Below are 22859 nucleotides of genomic sequence, written 5' to 3' on the forward strand. Positions count from 1 at the left end.
CTCGTCAGAGACGGGAGGTCGTCAGATGCTGGCGCGGATCAGATGTCGTCGACGGAGGACGACTCGAACCGGGAGGAGATGTTGATGCCGAGCTCTTCCGCGGCGCGGTAGACCTCGTCATCGGTGTCGCGCAGGCTGACCGCGGTGCCGTCGGCCGAGAGGACCTCGACGTTCAGGCACAGGGACTGCATCTCCTTGATGAGGACCTTGAAGGACTCCGGGATGCCGGGCTCCTGGATGTTCTCGCCCTTGACGATGGCCTCGTACACCTTCACGCGGCCGAGGATGTCGTCCGACTTGATGGTGAGGAGCTCCTGGAGGGCGTAGGCGGCGCCGTAGGCCTCGAGGGCCCACACCTCCATCTCGCCGAAGCGCTGGCCGCCGAACTGCGCCTTACCACCGAGCGGCTGCTGGGTGATCATCGAGTACGGGCCCGTCGAGCGCGCGTGGATCTTGTCGTCGACGAGGTGGTGCAGCTTCAGGATGTACATGTAGCCGACCGAGACCGGGTCCGGGAAGGGCTCCCCGGAGCGGCCGTCGAACAGCTGCGTCTTGCCGGACGAGCCGATCAGGCGCTCTCCGTCGCGGGTCGGGGTGGTGGAGTCGAGGAGCCCTGCGAGCTCCTCCTCCGCCGCGCCGTCGAAGACGGGGGTCGCGACCTTGGTGCCGGGCGCCGCCTCACGGGCGTGCTCGGGCAGGCGCGCGGCCCACTCCGGCTGGCCCTCGACCTTCCAGCCCTGCTTCGCGATCCAGCCGAGGTGGATCTCGAGGACCTGGCCGAAGTTCATGCGGCCGGGGACGCCGAGCGGGTTGAGGACGATGTCGACCGGGGTGCCGTCGGCGAGGAACGGCATGTCCTCGACCGGCAGGATCTTCGAGATGACGCCCTTGTTGCCGTGGCGGCCGGCGAGCTTGTCGCCCTCGGTGATCTTGCGCTTCTGGGCGATGTAGACGACCACGCGCTGGTTGACGCCCGAGCCGAGCTCGTCGTCGCCGTCCTGCGCGTCGAACACCTTGACGCCGATGATCGTGCCCTGCTCGCCGTGGGGCACCTTCAGCGACGTGTCGCGGACCTCGCGGCTCTTCTCGTTGAAGATCGCGCGGAGCAGGCGCTCCTCGGCCGAGAGCTCGGTCTCGCCCTTGGGCGTGACCTTGCCGACGAGGATGTCGCCGGGGCGGACCTCGGCGCCGATGCGGATGATGCCGCGCTCGTCCAGGTCGGCCAGGAGCTCCGGGCTGACGTTGGGGAGGTCGCGGGTGATCTCCTCCTTGCCGAGCTTGGTGTCGCGGGCGTCGACCTCGTACTCCTCGATGTGGATCGAGGAGAGGACGTCGTCCTTCACCAGGTTCTGGCTGAGGATGATCGCGTCCTCGAAGTTGTGGCCCTCCCACGGCATGAACGCGACGAGCAGGTTCTTGCCCAGCGCGAGCTCGCCGTTCTCGGTGGCGGGGCCGTCGGCGACGACCTCGCCGACCTCGATGCGCTCGCCGGCAGAGACGACCACGCGGTTGTTGTACGAGGTGCCCTGGTTGGAGCGGTCGAACTTGCGGAGGAAGTAGGTCTGCGTGCCGCCCTCGTCCAGCTGGACGGTGACGGAGTCGGCGGAGACCTCCTGGACGACACCGGCCTTGTCGGCGGTGATGACGTCGCCGGCGTCGATGGCCGCGAAGCCCTCCATGCCGGTTCCGACGACGGGCGACTCGCTGCGCAGCAGCGGGACGGCCTGACGCTGCATGTTCGCGCCCATGAGCGCGCGGTTCGCGTCGTCGTGCTCGAGGAACGGGATCAGCGAGGTCGCGACCGAGACCATCTGGCGCGGCGAGACGTCCATGTAGTGGACGCGCTCGGCGTCGACGAGCTCGACCTCTCCGCCCTTGGGGCGGACCAGGACCTTGCCCTCCGCGAAGCGGAAGTCCTTCGTGAGGGGGGCGTTCGCCTGGGCGACCAGGTACTCGTCCTCCTCGGACGCGGTGAGGTAGTCGATCTGCGAGGTGACGGTGCCGTCGACGACCTTGCGGTACGGGGTCTCGATGAAGCCGAACGAGTTGATGCGCGCGAAGGACGCGAGCGATCCGATCAGGCCAATGTTCGGGCCTTCCGGGGTCTCGATCGGGCACATGCGGCCGTAGTGCGAGGGGTGGACGTCGCGGACCTCGACGCCGGCGCGCTCGCGGGAGAGTCCGCCGGGGCCGAGCGCCGACAGGCGGCGCTTGTGGGTCAGACCCGCGAGCGGGTTGTTCTGGTCCATGAACTGCGACAGCTGGCTGGTCCCGAAGAACTCCTTGATCGCGGCGACGACGGGGCGCACGTTGATCAGGGTCTGCGGGGTGATCGCCTCGATGTCCTGCGTGGTCATGCGCTCGCGGACGACGCGCTCCATGCGGGACAGTCCGGTGCGGACCTGGTTCTGGATCAGCTCGCCGACCGCGCGGATTCGGCGGTTGCCGAAGTGGTCGATGTCGTCGACGTCGAGACGCAGCTCGACCGACTCGCCGTCGCGCACGCCGGGGAGGGCGGTGCGGCCGTCGTGCAGGGCGACCAGGTACTTGATGGTCGCGATGATGTCCTCGACCGTGAGCACCGAGTCGGACAGCGCCTTGTCGATGCCGAGCTTGCGGTTGATCTTGTAGCGGCCGACCTTCGCGAGGTCGTAGCGCTTGGAGTTGAAGTAGAAGTTGTCCAGCAGCGCGCGGGCGGCCTCGGCGGCGACCTGCTCGCCCGGACGGAGCTTGCGGTAGATGTCGCGGAGGGCGTCCTCCTTGGTGAGGATGTTGTCCTTCTCGAGGGTCAGCTCGATCGACTCGTAGCCGGCGAACTGCTCGAGGATCTCCTCGCTCGTCAGGCCGAGGGCCTTGAGGAACACGGTGACCGACTGCTTGCGCTTGCGGTCGATGCGCACGCCGACCTGGTCGCGCTTGTCGATCTCGAACTCGAGCCAGGCGCCGCGGCTCGGGATGACGCGGGCGGAGTAGATGTCCTTGTCGGACGTCTTCTCCTGCTGGCGCTCGAAGTAGACGCCGGGGCTGCGCACGAGCTGGGACACGACGACACGCTCGGTGCCGTTGATGATGAACGTGCCCTTCTCGGTCATCAGCGGGAAGTCGCCCATGAAGACCGTCTGGGTCTTGATCTCACCCGTGAGGTGGTTCATGAACTCGGCCTCGACGTACAGCGGAGCGGCGTAGGTCTTGCCGCGCTCCTTGCACTCCTCGATCGTGTACTTCTCGGGCTCGAGGTACGGGTTCGTGAAGCTCAGCTGCATCGTCTCGCTGAGGTCCTCGATCGGGGAGATCTCCTCGAAGATCTCGTCGAGGCCGGAGTTGGCGGGGAGGTCCTCCCGGCCGGCGGCCTTCGCCTCGGCGACGCGGGTCTTCCACGCCTCCGAGCCGACGAGCCAGTCGAAGCTCTCGGTCTGCAGCGCGAGCAGATCCGGAACGGTCAGGGTGTCGCTGATCTTGGCGAACGAGAGACGCGAAGCTCCGCGTCCGTTCTTGGGTGAGGTGGTGGTCGCGGTGGACGCAGCAGCCAAGGAAGGAACCTCCGTAGACCCTCGCGGGTCTCAATCTGTGGGATGTGTGGAGTGGGCTCCCGCCGGACGGGCCGCCACCCCTGCCCGCACGCCGTGCGGACCGAGGCGACTCGGTCTTGGGGGCGGGGCTAGAGTGTGGCAACGGCATCCACCATCTGATGCCGGGTTCCGGTGACCTGCCGACCGCGATATGAGGGCATGGGTACTCGGGAGCGCAAAGTACGAATATAGCCGCATCGCGCCACGCCGCGCAAGTGCGGATGCTTGCGCCGCCCCGCGGGGTCCGGTATACGAGGCCACGGCCTCCCGGATCGATCCGACCGGGCCGGGCGCGGAGCCCCGCCGTCCCGCCGCCGCGGCAGACTGGTCGGATGCAGGAACGCACCGGCCGCCGACGCGGAGACGACTCCGAGCACCCCCGCGCCGTGCTCGCCAGCGGGTACACCGCGCGGATCGAGCCCGACCGCCACTCGCCCGACGCGGCGACCCTGGTCGTCGACGGCACTCCGCAGTCGCACGTCGACCTCGCGGATCCGACGCACCTCTCGTTCGAGTACGTCCGCCGGATCGGCCACGCGATCGACCTCGTCGCCCCCGAGGGCGAGAGCGTCACGGCGCTCCACCTGGGCGCCGGAGCGCTGACCCTCCCCCGCTACGTCGCCGCGACCCGGCCGGGCTCGCGCCAGCAGGTCGTCGAGATCGAGGGCGCTCTGGTCGAGCTGGTGCGCGAGGCGCTCCCGCTCCCCCGCGGGGCGCAGATCCGCATCCGCCAGGGCGACGCCCGCGAGGTGCTCGGCAAGCTGCCGCCCGGGCTGCGCGGCACGGTCGACGTGGTCGTCGTCGACATCTTCTCGGGCGCGCGCACTCCCGCGCACGTGACCAGCGCCGAGTTCTACGGGGCGATCGCGCCGCTGCTCGCCCCCGGCGGCCTGGTCGCGGTGAACGTGGCCGACGGCGGCGCGCTCGCCTTCGCCCGCGCCCAGGCCGCGACGCTCGCCTCCGTCTTCGCGCACACCGCGATCATGACCGACACCCAGATGCTCAAGGCCAAGCGCTTCGGGAACGTGGTGATGCTCGCCTCGGCCGATCCGCTGCCGCTCGACGGCCTGCCGCGGCGCCTCGCCTCCGACCCCGCGCCCTCCAAGCTGGTGCAGGGGCGGGAGCTCGAGAACTTCATCGCCGGCGCCCTCGTCGTCACGGACGAGACCGCCACCCCGTCGCCGCTGCCGGCGCGGAGCATCTTCCAGGTGCGACGGGGCTGACCCGGGCCGCGCGTCGGGGCGCCGTCCGGGGACCCGCCGGTACACTCGACGCCGGGGTCAGCGACCCCGACCGTCCTCTCGTCCGCCGCGCGCGACGATCCGGATCCGCACTCCACGAGGAAGCATCGCCCTGAGCATCATCATCCGCCACGACCCCGCGACCCTCCACGAGGAGATCGACGTCGACGCCGCCCAGGAGCGCCTGGAGGAGATCGGCGCGCTGCGCAGCCTCGCCGCGCTCACCGAGAAGGCGGAGCTGCTGCGCCTGCTCGGGCGCGTCGACGAGGCGTGGGACCTCGCGAACGAGGCCGTCCGCCGCACCCGCTTCTCCGGCGACCGCGCCGAGCTGCTCACCGCCCGCGTCCGCCGCGCCCGCCTCATGCAGCTGCGGGGCCGCACCGACGAGGCCCTCTCGGAGCTCGCGCTCTGCGTCGAGGAGGCCCGCACGCACGAGTGGCACCTCGAGCACTCCTTCGCGCTCAAGCACCGCGGCCTCACCTTCTTCGAGCTGGGCGAGTACGGCCGGGCGATGCGCGACTTCGACGCCGCGACCGCCCTCGGCGAGCGCGTCGGGGTCCCCGAGGAGGAGCTCGAGGTCGCCCGCCTGGGCTACGCCGCCGCCTCCGAGTTCCAGGACGGGACCGACCGCGAAGCCCGCACCGACGGCACCGCCCGCGGCCGCCGCCGCGCCGACGGCGACGAGTCCTAGGCAGCGCCACCGTTGGCCGACCTCGAGGACGTGGCCCGCTGGGCCGACGCGCTGATCGAGGAGCACCTCGACCCCTCCTGGTCCTTCGCGCTCGACCACGCGCGCACCCGCGGCGGCGCCTGCCACTGGACGCGCCGCCGGATCACGGTCTCGCGCCACCTCGCCGCCCGCTGGAGCGACGAGGAGGTCCGGCAGACCCTCCTGCACGAGGTCGCTCACGCGCTCGCGGGGCCCGACGCCGGGCACGGACCGCAGTGGCGGCGGATCGCGGCGCGGCTCGGCTACACGGGATCGCGCACCCACAGCAACCCGACCGCGGACGAGCTCGCACCGTGGGTCGGCACCTGCCCGGGCGGACACCTCTTCTACCGCCATCGCCGGCCCACCCGGCCCCTGGCCTGCGGCCGCTGCGCGCGCCGGTTCGAGCCCGCGAACGCGATCCAGTGGCGGCGCCGACCGGTCCCGGCGCCGTGACCCCGGACGAGGCCCCGCACGGCGGGCGCACGCCGGTCACCGGGCAGTGGCTCCCCGAGGCCGACGGCCGGCGCTGGTGGTTCGACTCCGGGAGCCTCGCACTCGACTTCGCCACGACCGGAGCACTGCCTCCGGGAGCGGCCGAGCACCTCGACTCCGATGCCGCCCTGGCCGCCTGGCTCGCCGAGCGCTTCGAGGCGGTCGTCCCCGAGAGCCGGGACGCGCGCCTCGACGACGCGCTGATGCTCCGAGGCGCTATCGCCCGGCTGGCCGTCGCGGCCGAGGCGGGCACCGCGCTCGACCCGCGCGACGTCGACGTGGTCAACCTGGTCGCGGCGATGCCCGACATCCCACCGGTGCTGGGCGGAGGGTCGCGGCAGGCAGGACGGCTCCATGCGGCGGGCAGGCAGGCGCTCGCGTCCATCGCCCGGGAGGCCGTGGGGCTGCTGGGCCCGGCCGTGGCCGGACGGCTGAGGCGCTGCGCGGATCCGGAGTGCCGGATGCTCTACCTCGACACGTCCCGCGCCGGCTCGCGCCGCTGGTGCTCGATGCAGCGCTGCGGGAACCGGTCGAAGGTCCGGGCCTACCGGGCGCGCGCCGCAACCCCGCGCGGCTGACGCACCGCCGCGGCACCGGGAGCGGCGCCGCGGCGGGACGGGTCAGTCGGAGACGCGGACCGAGCGGTCGAAGGCGACGTAGCCCGAGAAGTCCTTGCCGACGCGGTCGAACGCCGTCGGGTAGGGGTGCGGGTACGACCAGGCCTTGTCCTTCTGCAGGCCGTCGCCGGTCTGCACCGAGAAGTACTGGCACTCGCCCTTCCACGGGCAGGTGTAGGGCGTGGGGCTCTCGACGAGCACGCCCTCGGCGATGCTCGACGGCGGGAAGTACCAGTTGCCCTCGATCGAGATCAGGTCGGAGTCGGGGGCGTCGGCGAGGACGACGTCGTTGAGGACGGCTTTCATGCGGGCCAGCTTTCGGTCGGGGCGGGGGGGCGGAGGGACCGCCTCCGCCGAACGCTACGCCGGGGGCGGGCGAGTGGTCGAGGCGGCGGCTCGGATCCGCAGGGGCTTGTGCGCTCCGCGGACGCCCTGCACCTCTCGGAGGCCGCGCCCGCCGGAGCGGCGGGTCAGCGGAGGACCGCCACCTCGTCGACGGTGTCGACCCGGGCGGCGGCGCGGACCTCGTCCGCCCGCCCCTCGGCGGCGAGCAGGCGGCCGGACTCGGACGCGGTGAGCAGATGCGCGCACGCCCGGCGCAGGCCCTCGTAGGACGCGCAGGCCACCGCGGCCTCGGGCGAGACGTGGTCGATGCCCAGCCCGATGAGCGCGTCGACGACGGCGCCGGCCGCCAGCTGGTCCTCCATCGCGAACCGCGCCGCTCCGCTGTCGTCGACGTCGCCGAGTGCGATCACGTTGACGCTGGTGCGCCCGCCGTTCTCGTGCTGGCGCTCCAGGATCCAGCGGGCGACGGCCGAGCGGTCGGCCAGGCCCGCGCGGACGACGCGGCCCTCCACTCCCCCGAGGTCGGGGCTCTCGCCTCCGGGCAGAGCGTCGACGAGCACCGTGACGTGGGCTGGGGCGAGCACGCGGAGGGCGCGGGCCCCCCACTCGAAGCGGATCTGGTAGGTCGACTGGTCGACGGAGGCGGCGGGAGCGGTCACCCTGACACGGTAGCGAGCCCCGGAGGCGCATACACGTCCGGGGCTCCGCGCGCACCCGGTTCCCGCGCAGGGGCGGGCGGAGGAGGATGTCCCTCGTGAAGGTGATGCTCAAGCACGTGCTCGACACCGACGCCGACTCCGCCTGGCGCGCCCTGCAGAGTCCGGCCGTGTTCCGGGAGGTGATGTCCCCGCTCCTGACCGCCGCGTCGCTGGACGAGGGCGGCTTCCGCCCGACCTGGGGGCTCGGCTCCCACGAGGTCGCGATGGACGCCCTCGGGATCGTGCCGATGGGCGCGCAGGAGATCGACCTCTCCTACCGCCGCGTCCCCTCGATGCCCGACGTGCGGATCCTGCGCGACAGCGGCGGGCCCCTCACGGGCTCCCTCCGCCTCATCACCGCGTGGGACCACCGCATGGCCGTGGCCCCGCTCCCTGACGGGCGCACGCTCTTCCGCGACCGCCTCGAGTTCTCGGCGGGTCTCGCCTCGGCCGCGCTCTGGCCTTCGATGTGGGCGTTCTGGCAGTGGCGCGGCATCCGCATCCGCTCCCTCGCCCCGTCCTGGCGCCACGATCTCGGTGCCGACACCCGCCCGCGCGGGGAGTCCGCCGCATGAGCCCCGACGGCGTCGCCGAGGAGGAGACCGAGCTGTCGCGCTCGGAGCTCCTGCGCCTCCAGTGGCCCTCCGCCGACGAGGAGGAGCAGGACGACGACGGCGTCTCGCCCCGCCGCCGCCTCACGACGGCGGTCGAGGTGTCGGACTGGCGCCGCCATGTCCAGGCCCTCTACGCGGAGGTGCGCCGGCTCTCGAACGTGGACCTGCTCGCCGCGCACGCGTCCTGGATCCGCGGACGCAACGCGCTCTTCGCGCAGCACCCCTCCACCCCTCTCCTCCCGGCCGACCGCGCGCACTTCCGCTCGCTGCCGATCGCGCCCTACGACGCGGCCTGGCGCTTCGAGCTCGAGGTGGCTCCGGCCGAGGAGGCGCGGCGGATGGACGTGGAGACCGGCACCGACGGCACCGTCCCCTTCGAGCTGATCGGCACGGTCGAGGTGCCGGACGCCGGCAGCCTCGACGTCTGGCGCCTCGCGTCCTACGGCGGAGGCCTGTTCCTGCCGGTCAAGGACGCCCTCGCGGGGACACCCGGCGGCACCTACGGCGGTGGCCGCTACCTCCTGGACACCGTGAAGGGCGCCGACCTCGGTCCGGGCTCCGCCCCGGGGACGCTGGTCCTCGACTTCAACTTCGCCTACAACCCCTCCTGCGCCTACGACCCGGCCTGGGCCTGCCCGCTCGCCCAGGCGGGCAACCGGCTGCCGGTCGAGGTGCCGGTCGGCGAGCGCTACCGGGGCTGACACCGACCCTGGACGTACTCGGAGGGGCGGCCGATAGCCTCCGGGCGGCGCCGTCGTGCGCCGGAAAGCAGGAAAGCCGCATGCCCCGTCCCGTCCTCCTCGTCACCGGAACCTCCACCGGCATCGGCCGCGCCACCGCGATCGAGGCCGCGCGCGCGGGCTGGCGGGTGGTCGCCACCGTGCGGGATCCGGAGCGGGCGGAGGGCCTGCGCGCCGCCGCCGCCGAGGCACGCGTCGAGCTCGACCTGCGGGCGCTCGACGTGACCGACGCGGACTCCGTCGCCGGCTGCCTCCGCGCCGTGGAGGAGGAGCTCGGCGGTCTCGACGCCCTCGTGAACAACGCCGGAGCCGGCCATCTCGGCACCCTCGAGCTGGAGGATCCGGAGGAGCTGCGCCGCGTGATGGAGGTCAACTTCTTCGGCACCGTCGCGGTCACCCGCGCCGCGATGCCGATGCTGCGCTCGTCCCGCGGTCGCATCGTCACCGTCTCGAGCGTCGGCGGCGCGATCGGGCAGCCGTTCAACGAGGACTACTGCGCGGCGAAGTTCGCGGTCGAGGGGTTCTTCGAGGCGCTCGCCCCGGTCGCCGCCTCCGTCGGCGTCCACGTGTCGCTGATCGAGCCGGGAGCGGTCCGCAGCAGCTTCGTCGAGAACGTCGGCATCGACGCGGCGGCGATGCTCGCGCAGGCCGGCCCCTACGCGCCGGCGCTCGGCGCCTACCTCGACCGCGCCGCGTCGTCCTTCTCCTCGACCCACGCGCAGGACCCGTCCGACGTCGCCGCCGTCATCCTGAAGACCCTGCGCGACCCGGAGCCGGCCTTCCGCGTGCAGACCTCGGACTGGGCGGGCGACTTCGTCGGGACCAAGCTGAGCGACCGCGACGGCTCCCGCGTGCAGGCCGCGATGCGCGGATGGATCGGCATCCACTAGAGTGGGATGGTGCGAGCGCAGCGACTGCGCTCCCCCGCGTCGTAGAACGCCCCTTGTCCCCTAGGACTCTGACCGTCGAGGATCCGTCCCGACCATCTGGCGCACGTGCATGAGGCCCCCGGCCGCGCGCACCGAATCGTACGGCGAACGGATGTGACCACCGTCACCTTCGCCCGAACGCCGATCACCCGCGCCCCGGCCACCGCCCGCGCGTCCTCGATCGGCATGATGCCCCCGAAAGGCACCACTCCATGTCGAACACCCCCCTCTCCTTCAGCGCCCTCGGCGTGCCGGCCCCCCTCGTGGCCGCGCTCACCGCGAGCGGCATCACCGAGCCCTTCCCGATCCAGGTCGACACGCTGCCCGACACCCTCGGCGGACGCGACGTCCTCGGCCGCGGCAAGACCGGCTCCGGCAAGACCCTCGCCTTCTCCATCCCGATGATCGCCCGACTCGGCGGCTCGCTCGCCGGCGGACGCCGCCGCCCCGGCCGCCCGCTCGGACTCGTCCTCGCGCCGACCCGCGAGCTCGCCACGCAGATCACCGCCGCGATGCAGCCCCTCGCCGACGCGTACGGCATCGTCACCACCACGATCTTCGGAGGCGTCTCGCAGCAGCGCCAGGTCGCCGCGCTCAAGCAGGGCGTCGACATCGTCGTGGCCTGCCCGGGCCGCCTCGAGGACCTGATGAAGCAGGGCTTCGTGAACCTCGACGCCGTCGAGATCACCGTCCTCGACGAGGCCGACCACATGGCCGACCTCGGCTTCCTGCCGGTCGTCACGCGCATCCTCGACAAGACCCCCCGCGGCGGCCAGCGCCTGCTGTTCTCCGCGACGCTCGACAACGGCGTGGACAAGCTGGTCAAGAAGTACCTCCAGAACGAGGTGCTCCACTCGGTCGACGAGGCCAACTCCCCCGTCGCGCTGATGACCCACCACGTGTTCGAGGTCGACGGCCTCGACGCCAAGAACGCGCTCGTGAAGACCCTCGCGTCCGGCACCGGCCGCCGCATCCTCTTCATGCGCACCAAGCACCACGCGAAGAAGCTCGCCAAGCAGCTCACCGGCCAGGGCATCCCCGCGGTCGACCTGCACGGCAACCTCTCGCAGGTCGCCCGCGACCGGAACCTCGCCGCGTTCGGCGCCGGCACCGTCAAGGTCCTCGTCGCCACCGACGTCGCAGCCCGCGGCGTGCACGTCGACGACGTCGAGCTCGTCATCCACGTCGACCCGCCGATGGAGCACAAGGCGTACCTGCACCGCTCGGGCCGCACCGCCCGCGCCGGCAGCGAGGGAGACGTCGTCACCGTCGTCCTGCCCACGCAGCGCAGCGACGTGAAGACCCTCCTCCGCAAGGCCGCGATCCAGGTCGCGCCCCAGCAGGTGACGGCCGACTCGGCCGCCGTCGCGAAGCTCGTCGGCGACGTCGCTCCGTACGTCACCCCCAGCGCCGTCGTCGAGCCCGTCCGCGGCCAGTCGCAGGGCGGGCGCTCGCAGGGCGCCAACGCGCAGCGCAAGCGCGCGGCCCGCACCGAGGGCACCGCCGCGCCCCGCGGCGGACGCTCGACGGGTGCCGCGACCGGCGGAGGCGACCGCCCCCGCCGCGACCGCACCGCCGCCGAGGGACCCGCCCGCGGCGGCGCCCGCGGAGGCCGCAGCCGCTCGGCCGCCGGCGCCCCCTCGACCTCGGGCGGATCGCGCTCGTTCTACAGCACCGCGACCGGCGGAGCGGCCTCGGCCGCTCCCGCCCGCGAGTCCGCCGGCGGCGGCGCCCGCCGCGGCGGCCGCCGCGCGCAGGGCTGAGTCCGATTGTGCGCCGCGGAGCGGCGCACCGCGGTCGGCTTCAAGGACGGTCGCGACGCGCAGAGCGTGTCGCGACCGGCTAGGCCGATCCGCTCGCACGCGGATCGACCGTTCGCCTCGCGGGGAGCCGCGGAGCGGCGCACCGCGGTCGGCTTCAAGGACGGTTGCGATACGCAGAGCATGTCGCGACCGGGGGCTGAGCGTTCGGTGATCGCACGTCAACGCTCGTCCTGATCAGGGCGCCGACATCACGAAGGGCCGGGGCCCGCGACTACTGGTCGCGGGCCCCGGCCCTTCGTCGTTCACGCTTCACCTCTTCGAGCGGAGTCCCGCGCAGGGAGCTCCGGAAGTCCTCACCGCGTCCTGATCAGGCGATTCCCTGCTGCGCCGTCGTCGGGCAGGGGCGCCGCCTCTCCTCGCCCGGTCACAGAGGTCCCGTGGACGCCGGATCCACGAGCCGAACGGCCGAGTCGCGTGCCGGCGGATCGGTCCAGGCGGACGCCCGACACTCCAGCCGGCCCGCCATCCTTGCGAGCCGACCGCGGCGCGCCGCTATCGGTGCGCAGAAGGGAGCGCCGCGGCCGATCCGCGCCGCTAGGACAGGCGGCCGACGGAAGCGAGCGCGGCGCGGATCAGCGCGCCCCGCCCGCCCTCCATCTCGGCGGAGATCGCGTCGGAGCAGGCCTCGTCGGGGGTCATCCAGGTGAGCTCGAGGGCGTCCTGGCGGGGGTCGCAGGTGCCGGTGACGGGGACGACGTAGGCGAGGGAGACCGCGTGCTGGCGGTCGTCGGTGAACGGTCCCATGCCGGGCATCGGGAAGTACTCGGCGACGTGGAAGGGGAGCGGGCTCGCCGGGAGGAGGGGGAAGGCCATGGGACCGAGATCCTTCTCGAGGTGGCGGAACAGCGCGTCGCGCAGCTTCTCGCCGTACATCACGCGGCCCGAGACGATCGTGCGGGTGATCTGGCCGGAGGGGGTCGCGCGCAGGAGCACGCCGACCTCGGTGACCTGCCCGAGCCCGTCGACCCGGACGGGCACGGCCTCCACGTACAGCAGCGGGAGCCGCCGGCGGATCTCGGCGAGTTCGTCGTCGGACAGCCACCCGGAGTTCGGGTCAGGGGTGCGCACGCTCATGCAGCCATTCTCACCCTTCGCGGCTGGTGTTCCGACCGGCGGCGGCGATCCCGCACTCAGGGGGATGATGGTGCGATGGGAATCGACGCGAACGCGGTGCTGTGGTCCTCCTCCGAGCGCGACCGCGTCGGCAGGCCCCTCCTGGTGCTGCTGCACGGCTACGGCTCGCACGAGGGGGACCTGTTCTCGCTCGGCGCCTACCTGCCGCTGGAGCCGGTCCTCGCGTCCCTCCGGGCGCCTCTCGCCCTGGGCGGCGGGGCGAACGCGTGGTGGCCTCTCCGGGTGCCGCTGGTGCCTGACGAGCCGCGGGCCGATCCCGAGGCCGTCGAGGCGGCGGCGGCGGGTGTGATCGAGTGGCTCGACGCTTTGGAGCACCCGGGTCCGGTGGGGCTGCTGGGCTTCTCCCAGGGCGCCGCGCTGGCGGTGCAGCTGCTGCGGCGCGCGCCGGGCCGCTTCGCCTTCGCGGTCGCCCTGTCCGGGTTCGTGGTCCCGCTCGCCGAGGGCGACGACGCAGACGAGCGGCTCGCCCGCGAGCGTCCGCCGGTGTTCTGGGGCCGCGGGACGCTCGACACGGTGATCCCGGAGGAGCTCGTGCGGGACGCGGCGGCCTGGTTCCCGGAGCACACGGCGCTCGACGCCCGGGTCTACGAGGGCGTCGCCCACGGAGTCGGGCAGGCCGAGCTCGCCGACATCGGCACGTTCGTGCGTCTCGGCTTCGCCTGACGGGCGGGCTCCCCCGCGTCAAGGGCTCGCCCCCGGGCCGCGGCCCCGGCAATGTCGGAGGTGGCAGGGAGGATGGGTGCATGCCGGACGTCCTCGAGCGCTTCTCCCCCGCCACGCGCGCGTGGTTCGAGGGCGCGTTCCCGGCGCCGACCGCCGCCCAGGAGGGCGCCTGGTCGGCCATCTCGAGCGGAGCGCACGCCCTCGTGGTCGCTCCCACCGGCTCCGGCAAGACGCTCTCGGCCTTCCTCTGGGCGATCGACCGGCTCGTGCAGGGCCCGCCGCCGGAGGATCCGCAGCACCGCACGCGCGTGCTCTACGTCTCGCCGCTGAAGGCTCTCGGCGTCGACGTCGAGCGCAACCTCCGCTCGCCGCTCGTCGGCGTCACCCAGACGGCGCTGCGGCTGAGCGCCGAGGGCATCGGCAGCGTGCCGGCCACGGTCACCGTCGGGGTGCGGTCGGGAGACACGCCCGCCGCCGAGCGGCGCGTGCTGCAGAAGACGCCGCCGGACATCCTGATCACGACCCCCGAGTCGCTCTACCTCATGCTCACCTCGGCGGCGCGCGAGTCGCTCCGCGGCGTCGAGACGGTCATCGTCGACGAGGTCCACGCGGTCGCGTCGACCAAGCGCGGGGCGCACCTCGCCGTCTCCCTCGAGCGGCTCGACGCCCTGCTCCCGAAGCCGGTGCAGCGCATCGGCCTCTCGGCGACGGTGCGCCCGCGCGAGGAGGTGGCCCGGTTCCTCGCCGGCCGCTCCCCGGTCGCGATCGTGGCTCCGGCGTCCGAGAAGCAGTGGGACCTCAGCGTCGTCGTCCCGGTCGAGGACATGTCCGAGCTGGGGACGGCGGCTCCGCAGGACGGATCGACGATGGGGGCCACCGGTCCGCAGAGCGGGTCGATCTGGCCGCACGTCGAGGAGTCGATCGTCGACCGGGTCCTCGCGCACACCTCCTCCATCGTCTTCGCGAACTCCCGCCGTCTCGCCGAGCGGCTGACCGCCCGGCTCAACGAGATTTACGCCGAGCGCCGCGAGCTCGCCGCGGAGCGGGCGCGCGAGGCGGGCGAGCCCGTCGCCGTCGGGGCCCTGCTCGCCGAGACGGCCTCCTCCTCCGTCCGCCGCTCCCCGGCCGAGGCGATGGGAGCGGCCGGGGGCACGAGCGGCAGCGGGCAGTCCGCGCCCGACGAGGAGCCGCTGCTCGCCCGCGCCCACCACGGCTCGGTGAGCAAGGAGCAGCGCGCGATCATCGAGGACGACCTGAAGTCCGGCCGCCTGCGCTGCGTGGTCGCGACCTCGAGCCTCGAGCTGGGGATCGACATGGGCGCGGTCGACCTCGTCGTCCAGGTCGAGACGCCGCCCTCGGTCGCGAGCGCCCTGCAGCGCGTGGGTCGAGCCGGCCACCAGGTCGGCGAGGTCTCGCGCGGGTCCTTCTACCCCAAGCACCGGGCCGACCTTCTCCACTCCGCCGTGACGACGGAGCGGATGCGCTCGGGCCTGATCGAGGCGATCGCCGTCCCCGCGAACCCGCTCGACATCCTCGCGCAGCAGACCGTCGCCGCGACGGCCCTCGAGAGCCTCGACGTGGACGACTGGTTCGACACCGTCCGCCGCAGCGCCCCCTTCGTGTCCCTGCCCCGCTCCGCCTACGAGGCGACCCTCGACCTGCTCTCGGGCCGCTACCCCTCCGACCAGTTCGCGGAGCTGCGGCCGCGCCTCGTCTGGGACCGCGACGCGAACACGCTCACCGGCCGGCCCGGCGCCCAGCGCCTCGCCGTCACCAGCGGCGGCACCATCCCCGACCGCGGGCTCTTCGGCGTGTTCATGGTCGGCGAGCCGGGCTCGACCGGCAACCGCGTCGGCGAGCTCGACGAGGAGATGGTCTACGAGTCCCGCGTCGGCGACGTCTTCGCGCTCGGAGCCACCAGCTGGCGCATCCAGGAGATCACCTACGACCGCGTGATCGTGACGCCGGCGTTCGGCGAGCCCGGGCGCCTCCCGTTCTGGAAGGGCGACTCGCAGGGGCGCCCCGCCGAGCTCGGCGAGGCGATCGGGGCGTTCACCCGCGAGGTGGGCGCCGCCGCCCCCGAGACGGCGCGCGAGCGCTGCACGGCGGCCGGGCTCGACGAGTACGCGACCAACAACCTCCTCTCCTTCCTCGACGAGCAGCGCCTGGCCACCGGGCAGATCCCGGACGACCGCACCCTCGTGCTCGAGCGCTTCCGCGACGAGCTGGGCGACTGGCGGCTGGTGCTGCACTCCCCGTACGGGATGCAGGTGCACTCGCCGTGGGCGCTCGCCATCGGCGCCCGCGTCCGCGAGCGGCACGGCGTCGACGGAGCGGCGATGGCCGGGGACGACGGCATCGTCGTGCGGATCCCCGACACGGAGTCGGAGCCGCCGGGCTCCGAGCTGTTCCTGTTCGAGCGCGAGGAGCTGGAGCAGCTGGTCACGAGCGAGGTCGGCGGCTCAGCCCTCTTCGCCGCCCGGTTCCGCGAGTGCGCGGCGCGGGCGCTCCTGCTCCCGAGGTACAACCCGGGCAAGCGCTCCCCGCTCTGGCAGCAGCGGCAGCGGGCGGCGCAGCTGCTCGACGTCGCCCGCACCTACCCGACCTTCCCGATCATCCTCGAGACCGTCCGCGAGTGCCTCCAGGACGTCTACGACCTGCCCGCGCTGCTCCGGCTCGCCGCGCGGCTGGACGGGCGCGAGCTGCGGATCCTCGAGGTCGAGACGCCGACCGCCAGTCCGTTCGCGCGGTCCATGCTCTTCGGCTACGTCGCGGCCTTCATGTACGAGGGCGACAGCCCGCTCGCCGAGCGCCGTGCCGCGGCGCTCTCGGTCGACGCGACGCTCCTCGGCGAGCTGCTCGGCCGGGCGGAGCTGCGCGAGCTGCTCGACCCGGCCGTCCTCGCGCAGATCGAGCGCGAGCTGCAGCGCGTCGAGCCCGAGCGCCGCCTCCGCGGGCTCGAGGGCGCCGCCGACCTGCTCCGGCTGCTCGGCCCGCTGACGCTCGACGAGCTCGGGGAGCGCCTGGTCGACGAGTCGGTCGCCTCGGCGGACGTCGCGAAGGCGCCCGCGATCGAGCGCGCGGTGCTCGAGGCCGACGTGGCCGCGCTCGTGAAGGCCAAGCGCGTCCTGCCCGTGGGCCTCGGCGGTGAGCAGCGGTACGCCGCGATGGAGGACGCCTCCCGGCTCCGCGACGCTCTCGGCGTGCCCCTGCCGATCGGCGTCCCCGTCGCCTTCATCGACCCGGTCCGCGATCCGCTCGGCGACCTCGTCGCCCGCTACGCGCGCACCCACGGCCCCTTCACCGCCGCCGCCGTCGCCACCCGCCTGGGCCTCGGAGTCGCGGTCGTCACCGACACCCTGCGCCGCCTCGCGGGCGAGCGCCGCGTCTCGGAGGGCGAGTTCCGCCCCACCGGCACCGGGACCGAGTGGTGCGACGCCGAGGTGCTGCGCCGCCTGCGCAGCCGCTCTCTCGCCGCGCTCCGCAAGGAGGTGGAGCCGGTGGACGCGGCCGCGTACGCCCGCTTCCTCCCCGCCTGGCAGCACGTCGGCGGCTCGCTCCGCGGTATCGACGGCGTGGCCTCCGTGATCGACCAGCTGGCCGGCGCGCCCATCCCCGCGTCCGCCTGGGAGTCGCTGATCCTGCCCGCCCGGGTGCGCGACTACTCCCCCGCGATGCTCGACGAGCTCACCGCGACCGGCGAGGTCCTCTGGGCCGGCGCGGGCACCCTGCCCGGCAACGACGGCTGGGTGAGCCTCCATCTCGCCGACACGGCAGGGCTGACCCTCCCCGTCCCCGCCGCCGAGTCCGTGACCCTGACCGAGCTCCAGCAGGAGATCGTCGGCGTGCTCGGCTCGGGCGGCGGCTACTTCTTCCGCCAGCTCTCCGACGCGGTCGGCTCCACCGACGACGCGGGCCTCGTCGAGGCCCTGTGGGAGCTGGTCTGGGCCGGGCTCGTCACGAACGACACCCTGGCGCCGCTGCGCACCCTCGTCGGCTCGACCGGCGGCGCCCACCGCCAGCCGCGCGCCCCCGCCCGCGCCCGCGCGCCCCGGGGCCGGATGACCGCCCGCCCCACGATGGCCACCCGCGTGGGGCCGCCGACCGCCGGCGGCCGCTGGTCGATCGTGCCGCTCGCGGAGTCGGACGCGACGATCCGCGGGCACGCGCTCGGCGAGACGCTGCTCGAGCGGTACGGGATCGTCACCCGCGGCTCCGTGCAGGCCGAGGGCGTCCTGGGCGGCTTCGCCCTCGCCTACAAGGTGCTGAGCGGCTTCGAGCAGCAGGGCCGCGCCCGGAGGGGCTACTTCATCGAGAAGCTGGGAGCAGCGCAGTTCGGCACAGCCGGCAGCGTCGACCGGCTCCGCACGTTCGCCCCGCAGGACGAGGCGCAGGAGCGCTCACGCCCGGTGCTCGCGCTGGCGGCGACCGACCCCGCCAATCCGTTCGGCGCCGCTCTGCCGTGGCCGCAGGGCGAGGGGCACCGCCCCGGTCGGAAGGCCGGCGCGCTGGTCGCCGTCGTCGACGGAGCGCTCGCGGTCTACCTCGAGCGCGGCGGCAAGACCGCCCTCACCTTCACCGCCGACGAGGCGGCCCTCGCCGACGCGGCCGCCTCCCTCTCGCAGCTGGTCCGCTCCCGCGGGGTCGAGAAGCTGACCGTCGAGAAGATCGACGGCGTCTTCGCGCTCGGCACGCCCTTCGGCGACGCCCTCGTCGCCGCCGGCTTCGTCGCGAATCCCCGCGGCCTGAGGATGCGCTCGTGAGCGCCGGAGGGAGCCCGCGTGCCCGAGGGTGACACCGTCTACCGATCCGCCCACAACCTCGCCGAGGCGCTGGACGGCGAGGTCCTGACCCGATGCGACGTCCGCGTGCCGAAGTACGCGACGGTCGACCTCACCGGCGAGACGGTCGACGAGGTCGTCCCCCGCGGCAAGCACCTGCTGATGCGGGTCGGCGACGCGCTGATCCACTCCCACCTCAAGATGGAGGGGAGCTGGCACCTCTACGCCCGCGGCGAGGGCGAGCGGCCGAAGTGGCACCGGCCGGCGTTCCAGGCCCGGATCGTCCTCGAGACCGAGGACTGGCAGGCGGTCGGCTTCGAGCTCGGGCTCCTCGAGATCGTCCCGCGCTCGGCCGAGGAGGACGTGGTCGGCTATCTCGGCCCCGATCTGCTCGGCGCCGACTGGGACGCGCACGAGGCGCTGCGACGCCTGTCCGCCGATCCGGAGCGGCCGATCGGGCTCGCGCTGCTCGACCAGCGGATCATGGCCGGACTCGGCAACGTCTACCGCGCCGAGCTGTGCTTCCTGCGCGGCGTGCTGCCCACGCGCCCGGTCGGCGGGAGCGGCGACCTCGTGCGCACCATCGCGCTCGCGAAGCGGCTCATCACCGTGAACCGCGAGCGGATCGAGCGCACGACGACCGGCAACCTGCGCCCGGGCCAGCAGCTCTGGGTCTACGGCCGCGACCGCAAGCCGTGTCGGCGCTGCGGCACTCCGATCGAGCGCGGTGAGCTCGGCGACGACGAGCTGCAGCTGCGGGTCACCTACTGGTGCCCGCACTGCCAGAGCTGAGGGGCTACTCCTCGACCGCGGAGCGGCGCCCGGGGACGTGCTTCTCGTGGACGCCGACGTCCGTCAGGCGCTCGATGCGGTCGACGTGGCGGCCGGGCTCGCCGCCGTCCGCGACGATCCAGCTGCCGACGAGGAGGAACCCGTCGCGGCCGCCGGCCGTCAGCGGGCCCGTGATCGTGAACGACCCGAGCGCCGGAGTCGAGAACGCCACGCGCACCGTATCCCCGTGCTCGAGTCCCTCGGCCGAGCGCTCCCCGCCGACCTCGTCAGCGTCCGGAGCCAGGGCGATGCTCTGGATCTCGGTCCCCGTGCCGAGGAAGACGTCCGCGACGACGAGCTCGCCGCCGACGGCCTGCCGGACGACCCCCTCGATCCCGTAGAGGCCGTAGCGCGGGGAGCGGACGAGGACGCGCACCGAGTCGCCGATCGCGACCTCGGCGAGAGCACCCCGGATCGAGGCGACGTCCCTCCGCGCGGGAGGAGCGGACAGGGCGTCGAGGATCGGGCTGGGCATCCGATCAGGGTAGCCGCTCCGGGAGCGCACCCGCCCGGCGGATCGGCGGCGGATCCCGGGCGGCCGGGGCGCCAGGTCGCATCGGCCGCCGTCGCCGCGCGCGACCGGCGGAGCGCCGGCCGGAAGGCTCCGGCACCGCGAGACCCCGGCACTGCGGAGACACCGGCACCGCCGGGAGACGCCGGTACTGCGGCAGGGACAGGCACCGCCGGGAACGACGAAGGCCCCGCCTGAGCGGGGCCTTCGGACGATGCGGAGTCGGTGGGATTTGAACCCACGGAACCCAATAAAAGGTTCTCCACCTTAGCAGGGTGGTGCACTCGACCGGACTATGCGACGACTCCTGAGCGCCCGCTGGCGGACGCACGACGACCATCATAACCGCACGCGCGAGGGCCTCGCGACACGGGCGCCCGCCCCTCCGCGGGAAGGCGGGAAGCCGCCTACTGGTCCGACAGGGGCCGGCCGATCGTGCAGGTCTCCTGCTGCGCCGTCTGCCCGGAGACGTCGCTCGGGAGGGTGACCGGCCCGTCGGGTGCGCTCGTCGCGGGGGCGTCGGTCGCGGGGGCGTCGGTGGCCGGCGACTCCGTGGCCGCCGGAGCATTGGTCGCCCCGGGCTCCTCCCCCGTCGACTGCGAGCCGCCGCCGGTGGTGCCGCTCAGCGCGATCGGCTGGTCGGCGAGGAGCGCCGCGTTCAGCGCCGCCGCCGCGTCCTCGCTGGGGTACACGCCGTTGCCGTCGATGAAGGTCGGGTACTGCACGAAGACCACGTTCGCGAGGTCGACGTCCTTCACCGCGAGGCCGATCGACACGAGGGTGTTCACGTTCTCGAGCGAGGTGGAGAGCTGCATGTTCGAGACGGCCGCCTTCGCGAGGCCGTAGAGGTTCACCGGGTTCGAGAGCGTCGACGCGCTCTTCACCTTGCGCACCAGCGATGAGAGGTACACCTGCTGGCTCGAGATGCGGGTGAGGTCGCTGCCGTCGCCGACGCCGTGCCGGGTGCGGAGGAACGCCAGCGCCTCGGCGCCGACGAGCGTGTGCGTGCCCGCGTCGAGGTTCAGCCCCGTGTACTCGTCCTGGATCGGGGTGGCGACGCAGACGTCGACTCCGCCGACCGCGTTCGACATCTCGATGACGCCCTCGAACTGGATGAGCGCCGCGTAGGGGATCTCGAGCCCGGTCAGCTGCTCGACCGTCTGCACGGTGCACGCCAGCCCGCCGGCCTCGAGCGAGGTGTTGATCTTCGCCGAGTCCACCGCGTCCGAGACGGCGCCGGTGGCCGGGTCGGTGCAGGAGGGGATCGGGACGTAGAGGTCGCGGGGGAAGCTGACGACCTCCACGGTCGAGTGGTCGGCCGAGATGTGCATGAGCATCGTGACGTCGTTGAGGTTCTCGGCACGCTCGCCGTAGGCCCCGGCGGCCGATCCGTCGGCGCTGTCGCTGCCGGCGAGCAGGATGTTGACGCCGCCCTCGATCGCCCCGATCTCGGGCACGTCGCCTCCGCCCGAGTCGATCCCTAGGTCGACGGACGGACGCGCGCTCCCCGCGATCAGCGAGGCGGCGATCGCCACGATGCAGACCGCGCTGAGCACGCCGACACCCACGCAGGCCGCGAGGATCCGCGCGGCGAAGCGCACGCCGCTCGGGCGGCGCAGGCGGCCGTGCCGTGCTGCTGTGGTCCAGGTGGACGCGCGTTCGCTCATCGGGTCGTACTCTCTCTCGGCTGCGGGACGCGTGTCGTCCCGGAGTCAGCGCGCGAGGTGGAGAGCACCCGTGGTGCCGCCCGCCCTCGGCTCAGCCGAAGAAGCCGACCGAGCAGGTCTGCTGGTCGGCGCTCTGGCCGGTGACCGATTCTGGCAGGGCAACCTTGGATCCGTCCTCGGGAGTCGCTGCAGGAGTGCCGGGTGCCGCCTCGGCCGTCGCCAGCGGATCCGCGGTCGCCGGGCCCGACGGAGCGGCGGTATCGGCCGGGGCCGCCGCCTCGCCCTCCACGGTCGCGCCGGCGCCCGTGCCGCCGGTGATGGCGATCGGCTGATCGGTCTGCAGGGCGCTCGCCAGGACGTCGCCCGCGGCGCGGTCCGGCTCCACTCCGCTCGGAGTCGCCCCGGTCGGGTACTGCGCGAAGACGACGTCCGCGAGGTCGACGTCCTTCAGCGCGAGTCCCATCTGGACCATCGTGTTCACGTTGTCGAGACCGGTCGAGAGCGTCATGTTGCCGAGCGCCGCCTTCGCGAGACCGTAGAGCGCGACCGGGTTGAGGAGGGTGTCCGCGCTCTTGATCCGGCGCACGAGCGCCGAGAGGAAGACCTGCTGGTTGCTGATGCGGGTCAGGTCGCTGCCGTCGCCGATGCCGTGGCGGCTGCGGAGGAACTGCAGCGCCGCCATGCCCTCGAGCGAGTGCACGCCCGGCTCGAGGTAGGTGTTCGTGTAGGGGTCCGCGATCTCGGTCGCGACGCAGACGTCGACTCCGCCGACCGCGTTCGACATCTCGATCACGCCGTTGAACTGCACGACCGCGCCGTAGTCGACCCGGACGCCCATGAGGTCCTCGACGACCCCCGCCACGCAGCCGAGGCTGACGTCGCTGCCCATCGCCTCGTTGATCTTGGTGTCGTACCGGGCGGGGATCGTCTCACCCGTGGCGGCGTTCACGCACTCCGGGATGTCGACGTACATGTCGCGGGGGAAGCTCACGACCGTCGCGTTGCTGTGGTCGGCCGAGACGTGCATCAGCATGTTGACGTCGTTGAGGACGCTCGTCTCCTCGTCGGGGTCGCCGTAGGCGTCGCCCTGGCCCTTCCGCGAGTCACTGCCGACGACGAGGACGTTGAAGCCGCCCTCGAGTGCGCCGATCTCCGGGGCGCCTCCGGCCTCGACGCTGGAGCCGGCCGCGCCCGGGTGCAGGTCGACCGAGGGCTGCACGGACTGGACGATCAGCGTCGCCGCGATCGCGACCACCGACACCGAGGCGACCACGCCGACACCGCCCACGAGGGCGGCTCCCTTCACCAGGGTCCGCGCGAGGGTGTGCCGGTTCTGGCGGCCGTGCCGCACGAAGGGGCGCGGCGTGCGCGGAGTGTCGCGAGTCTGTGTCGAAGGGCCCGTGCGGCGCATCCGTCTCCCGGTGTCGAGGCGTCAGTGGTGCGGAGGTGAGGGCCGGGCGTCGATCCCGGGCGTCGCGCAATCCTATACAGA

General features: G+C 73.2%; 18 protein-coding genes and 1 tRNA gene. 11 read left to right on the forward strand and 8 right to left on the reverse strand.

The window, feature by feature from the left end; translation table 11 throughout:
- Positions 1-38: 38 nt before the first annotated feature.
- On the reverse strand, positions 39-3530 hold the full coding sequence (gene rpoB / locus C5D09_RS11970) for a DNA-directed RNA polymerase subunit beta (RefSeq protein ID WP_104260909.1): 3492 nt from the start codon (positions 3528-3530) through the stop codon (positions 39-41).
- Between the two features lie 371 nt (positions 3531-3901).
- Between rpoB and C5D09_RS11975 the strand changes: the two genes are divergently transcribed.
- The 4 genes from C5D09_RS11975 to C5D09_RS11990 all read left to right on the forward strand — a co-directional run bounded on the left by C5D09_RS11975 (position 3902) and on the right by C5D09_RS11990 (position 6592).
- Positions 3902-4792: a spermidine synthase gene (locus tag C5D09_RS11975; RefSeq protein WP_104269390.1), complete on the forward strand. Its 891-nt coding sequence runs from the start codon at positions 3902-3904 to the stop codon at positions 4790-4792.
- Between the two features lie 379 nt (positions 4793-5171).
- On the forward strand, positions 5172-5501 hold the full coding sequence (locus C5D09_RS17540) for a hypothetical protein (RefSeq protein ID WP_181027192.1): 330 nt from the start codon (positions 5172-5174) through the stop codon (positions 5499-5501).
- A gap of 12 nt (positions 5502-5513) precedes the next feature.
- Complete coding sequence (locus tag C5D09_RS11985; RefSeq protein ID WP_104250885.1) at positions 5514-5975, forward strand: SprT-like domain-containing protein; 462 nt, start codon at positions 5514-5516, stop codon at positions 5973-5975.
- A complete protein-coding gene (locus C5D09_RS11990; protein WP_104260918.1) occupies positions 5972-6592 on the forward strand; it encodes a CGNR zinc finger domain-containing protein in 621 nt (206 codons plus the stop codon). The genes C5D09_RS11985 and C5D09_RS11990 overlap by 4 nt, the downstream gene beginning before the upstream one ends.
- Before the next feature lie 42 nt (positions 6593-6634).
- Here C5D09_RS11990 and C5D09_RS11995 read toward each other — a convergent pair whose 3' ends face one another.
- Together C5D09_RS11995 and C5D09_RS12000 are read right to left on the reverse strand one after the other, a co-directional pair.
- Positions 6635-6937 carry a DUF427 domain-containing protein gene (locus C5D09_RS11995; RefSeq protein ID WP_104224584.1) on the reverse strand — a complete coding sequence of 101 codons (303 nt, stop codon included), beginning with the start codon at positions 6935-6937 and terminating at the stop codon, positions 6635-6637.
- Between the two features lie 164 nt (positions 6938-7101).
- Positions 7102-7635 carry a 2-phosphosulfolactate phosphatase gene (locus C5D09_RS12000; protein WP_104233930.1) on the reverse strand — a complete coding sequence of 178 codons (534 nt, stop codon included), beginning with the start codon at positions 7633-7635 and terminating at the stop codon, positions 7102-7104.
- Positions 7636-7721: 86 nt separating this feature from the next.
- Here C5D09_RS12000 and C5D09_RS12005 point away from each other — a divergent pair, with 86 nt between their 5' ends.
- From C5D09_RS12005 to C5D09_RS12020, 4 genes are all read left to right on the forward strand, one after another.
- Positions 7722-8249 carry a hypothetical protein gene (locus C5D09_RS12005; protein ID WP_244248113.1) on the forward strand — a complete coding sequence of 176 codons (528 nt, stop codon included), beginning with the start codon at positions 7722-7724 and terminating at the stop codon, positions 8247-8249.
- Positions 8246-8989 (forward strand): DUF1684 domain-containing protein, encoded by a 744-nt coding sequence (locus tag C5D09_RS12010; RefSeq protein ID WP_104260906.1) that lies wholly within the window; start codon positions 8246-8248, stop codon positions 8987-8989. Before C5D09_RS12005 ends, C5D09_RS12010 begins: the two co-directional genes overlap by 4 nt.
- 80 nt (positions 8990-9069) lie before the next feature.
- A complete protein-coding gene (locus tag C5D09_RS12015; protein ID WP_104269391.1) occupies positions 9070-9918 on the forward strand; it encodes an SDR family oxidoreductase in 849 nt (282 codons plus the stop codon).
- A gap of 251 nt (positions 9919-10169) precedes the next feature.
- Entirely contained in the window at positions 10170-11720 is a 1551-nt protein-coding gene (locus tag C5D09_RS12020; protein WP_104225114.1) for a DEAD/DEAH box helicase, read from the forward strand.
- Between the two features lie 594 nt (positions 11721-12314).
- On the opposite strand, the gene C5D09_RS12025 is transcribed toward C5D09_RS12020, so the two are convergent.
- Entirely contained in the window at positions 12315-12854 is a 540-nt protein-coding gene (locus C5D09_RS12025; protein ID WP_104269392.1) for an NUDIX hydrolase family protein, read from the reverse strand.
- A 75-nt stretch (positions 12855-12929) separates the two neighbouring features.
- Here C5D09_RS12025 and C5D09_RS12030 point away from each other — a divergent pair, with 75 nt between their 5' ends.
- The 3 genes from C5D09_RS12030 to C5D09_RS12040 all read left to right on the forward strand — a co-directional run bounded on the left by C5D09_RS12030 (position 12930) and on the right by C5D09_RS12040 (position 19150).
- On the forward strand, positions 12930-13577 hold the full coding sequence (locus tag C5D09_RS12030) for an alpha/beta hydrolase (protein ID WP_104250889.1): 648 nt from the start codon (positions 12930-12932) through the stop codon (positions 13575-13577).
- Positions 13578-13657: 80 nt separating this feature from the next.
- Positions 13658-18340: an ATP-dependent helicase gene (locus C5D09_RS12035; RefSeq protein WP_104269393.1), complete on the forward strand. Its 4683-nt coding sequence runs from the start codon at positions 13658-13660 to the stop codon at positions 18338-18340.
- Between the two features lie 18 nt (positions 18341-18358).
- Entirely contained in the window at positions 18359-19150 is a 792-nt protein-coding gene (locus tag C5D09_RS12040; RefSeq protein WP_104269394.1) for a DNA-formamidopyrimidine glycosylase family protein, read from the forward strand.
- A gap of 4 nt (positions 19151-19154) precedes the next feature.
- Here the strand turns inward: C5D09_RS12040 and C5D09_RS12045 are convergent, their stop codons facing one another.
- From C5D09_RS12045 to C5D09_RS12060, 4 genes are all read right to left on the reverse strand, one after another.
- A complete protein-coding gene (locus C5D09_RS12045) occupies positions 19155-19664 on the reverse strand; it encodes a hypothetical protein (protein WP_104226774.1) in 510 nt (169 codons plus the stop codon).
- Positions 19665-19917: 253 nt separating this feature from the next.
- Positions 19918-20008: transfer RNA gene (locus C5D09_RS12050), tRNA-Ser, on the reverse strand.
- Positions 20009-20107: 99 nt separating this feature from the next.
- Positions 20108-21367: an LCP family protein gene (locus C5D09_RS12055; RefSeq protein WP_104269395.1), complete on the reverse strand. Its 1260-nt coding sequence runs from the start codon at positions 21365-21367 to the stop codon at positions 20108-20110.
- Positions 21368-21458: 91 nt separating this feature from the next.
- A complete protein-coding gene (locus C5D09_RS12060) occupies positions 21459-22718 on the reverse strand; it encodes an LCP family protein (protein WP_258066991.1) in 1260 nt (419 codons plus the stop codon).
- Positions 22719-22859 lie beyond the last annotated feature (141 nt).

It is taken from the genome of Rathayibacter sp. AY1C9, assembly GCF_002932315.1.
GTDB lineage: Bacteria > Actinomycetota > Actinomycetes > Actinomycetales > Microbacteriaceae > Rathayibacter.

Coding starts and splice junctions, on each gene's coding strand:
- C5D09_RS12005 (WP_244248113.1), top strand. CDS start 7,722: ATGTCCCTCGTGAAGGTGATGCTCAAGCACGTGCTCGACACCGACGCC.
- C5D09_RS11975 (WP_104269390.1), top strand. CDS start 3,902: ATGCAGGAACGCACCGGCCGCCGACGCGGAGACGACTCCGAGCACCCC.
- C5D09_RS11995 (WP_104224584.1), bottom strand. CDS start 6,937: ATGAAAGCCGTCCTCAACGACGTCGTCCTCGCCGACGCCCCCGACTCC.
- C5D09_RS12025 (WP_104269392.1), bottom strand. CDS start 12,854: ATGAGCGTGCGCACCCCTGACCCGAACTCCGGGTGGCTGTCCGACGAC.
- C5D09_RS12045 (WP_104226774.1), bottom strand. CDS start 19,664: ATGCCCAGCCCGATCCTCGACGCCCTGTCCGCTCCTCCCGCGCGGAGG.
- C5D09_RS12030 (WP_104250889.1), top strand. CDS start 12,930: ATGGGAATCGACGCGAACGCGGTGCTGTGGTCCTCCTCCGAGCGCGAC.
- C5D09_RS12035 (WP_104269393.1), top strand. CDS start 13,658: ATGCCGGACGTCCTCGAGCGCTTCTCCCCCGCCACGCGCGCGTGGTTC.
- C5D09_RS17540 (WP_181027192.1), top strand. CDS start 5,172: ATGCAGCTGCGGGGCCGCACCGACGAGGCCCTCTCGGAGCTCGCGCTC.
- C5D09_RS12055 (WP_104269395.1), bottom strand. CDS start 21,367: ATGAGCGAACGCGCGTCCACCTGGACCACAGCAGCACGGCACGGCCGC.
- C5D09_RS12015 (WP_104269391.1), top strand. CDS start 9,070: ATGCCCCGTCCCGTCCTCCTCGTCACCGGAACCTCCACCGGCATCGGC.
- C5D09_RS12020 (WP_104225114.1), top strand. CDS start 10,170: ATGTCGAACACCCCCCTCTCCTTCAGCGCCCTCGGCGTGCCGGCCCCC.
- C5D09_RS12010 (WP_104260906.1), top strand. CDS start 8,246: ATGAGCCCCGACGGCGTCGCCGAGGAGGAGACCGAGCTGTCGCGCTCG.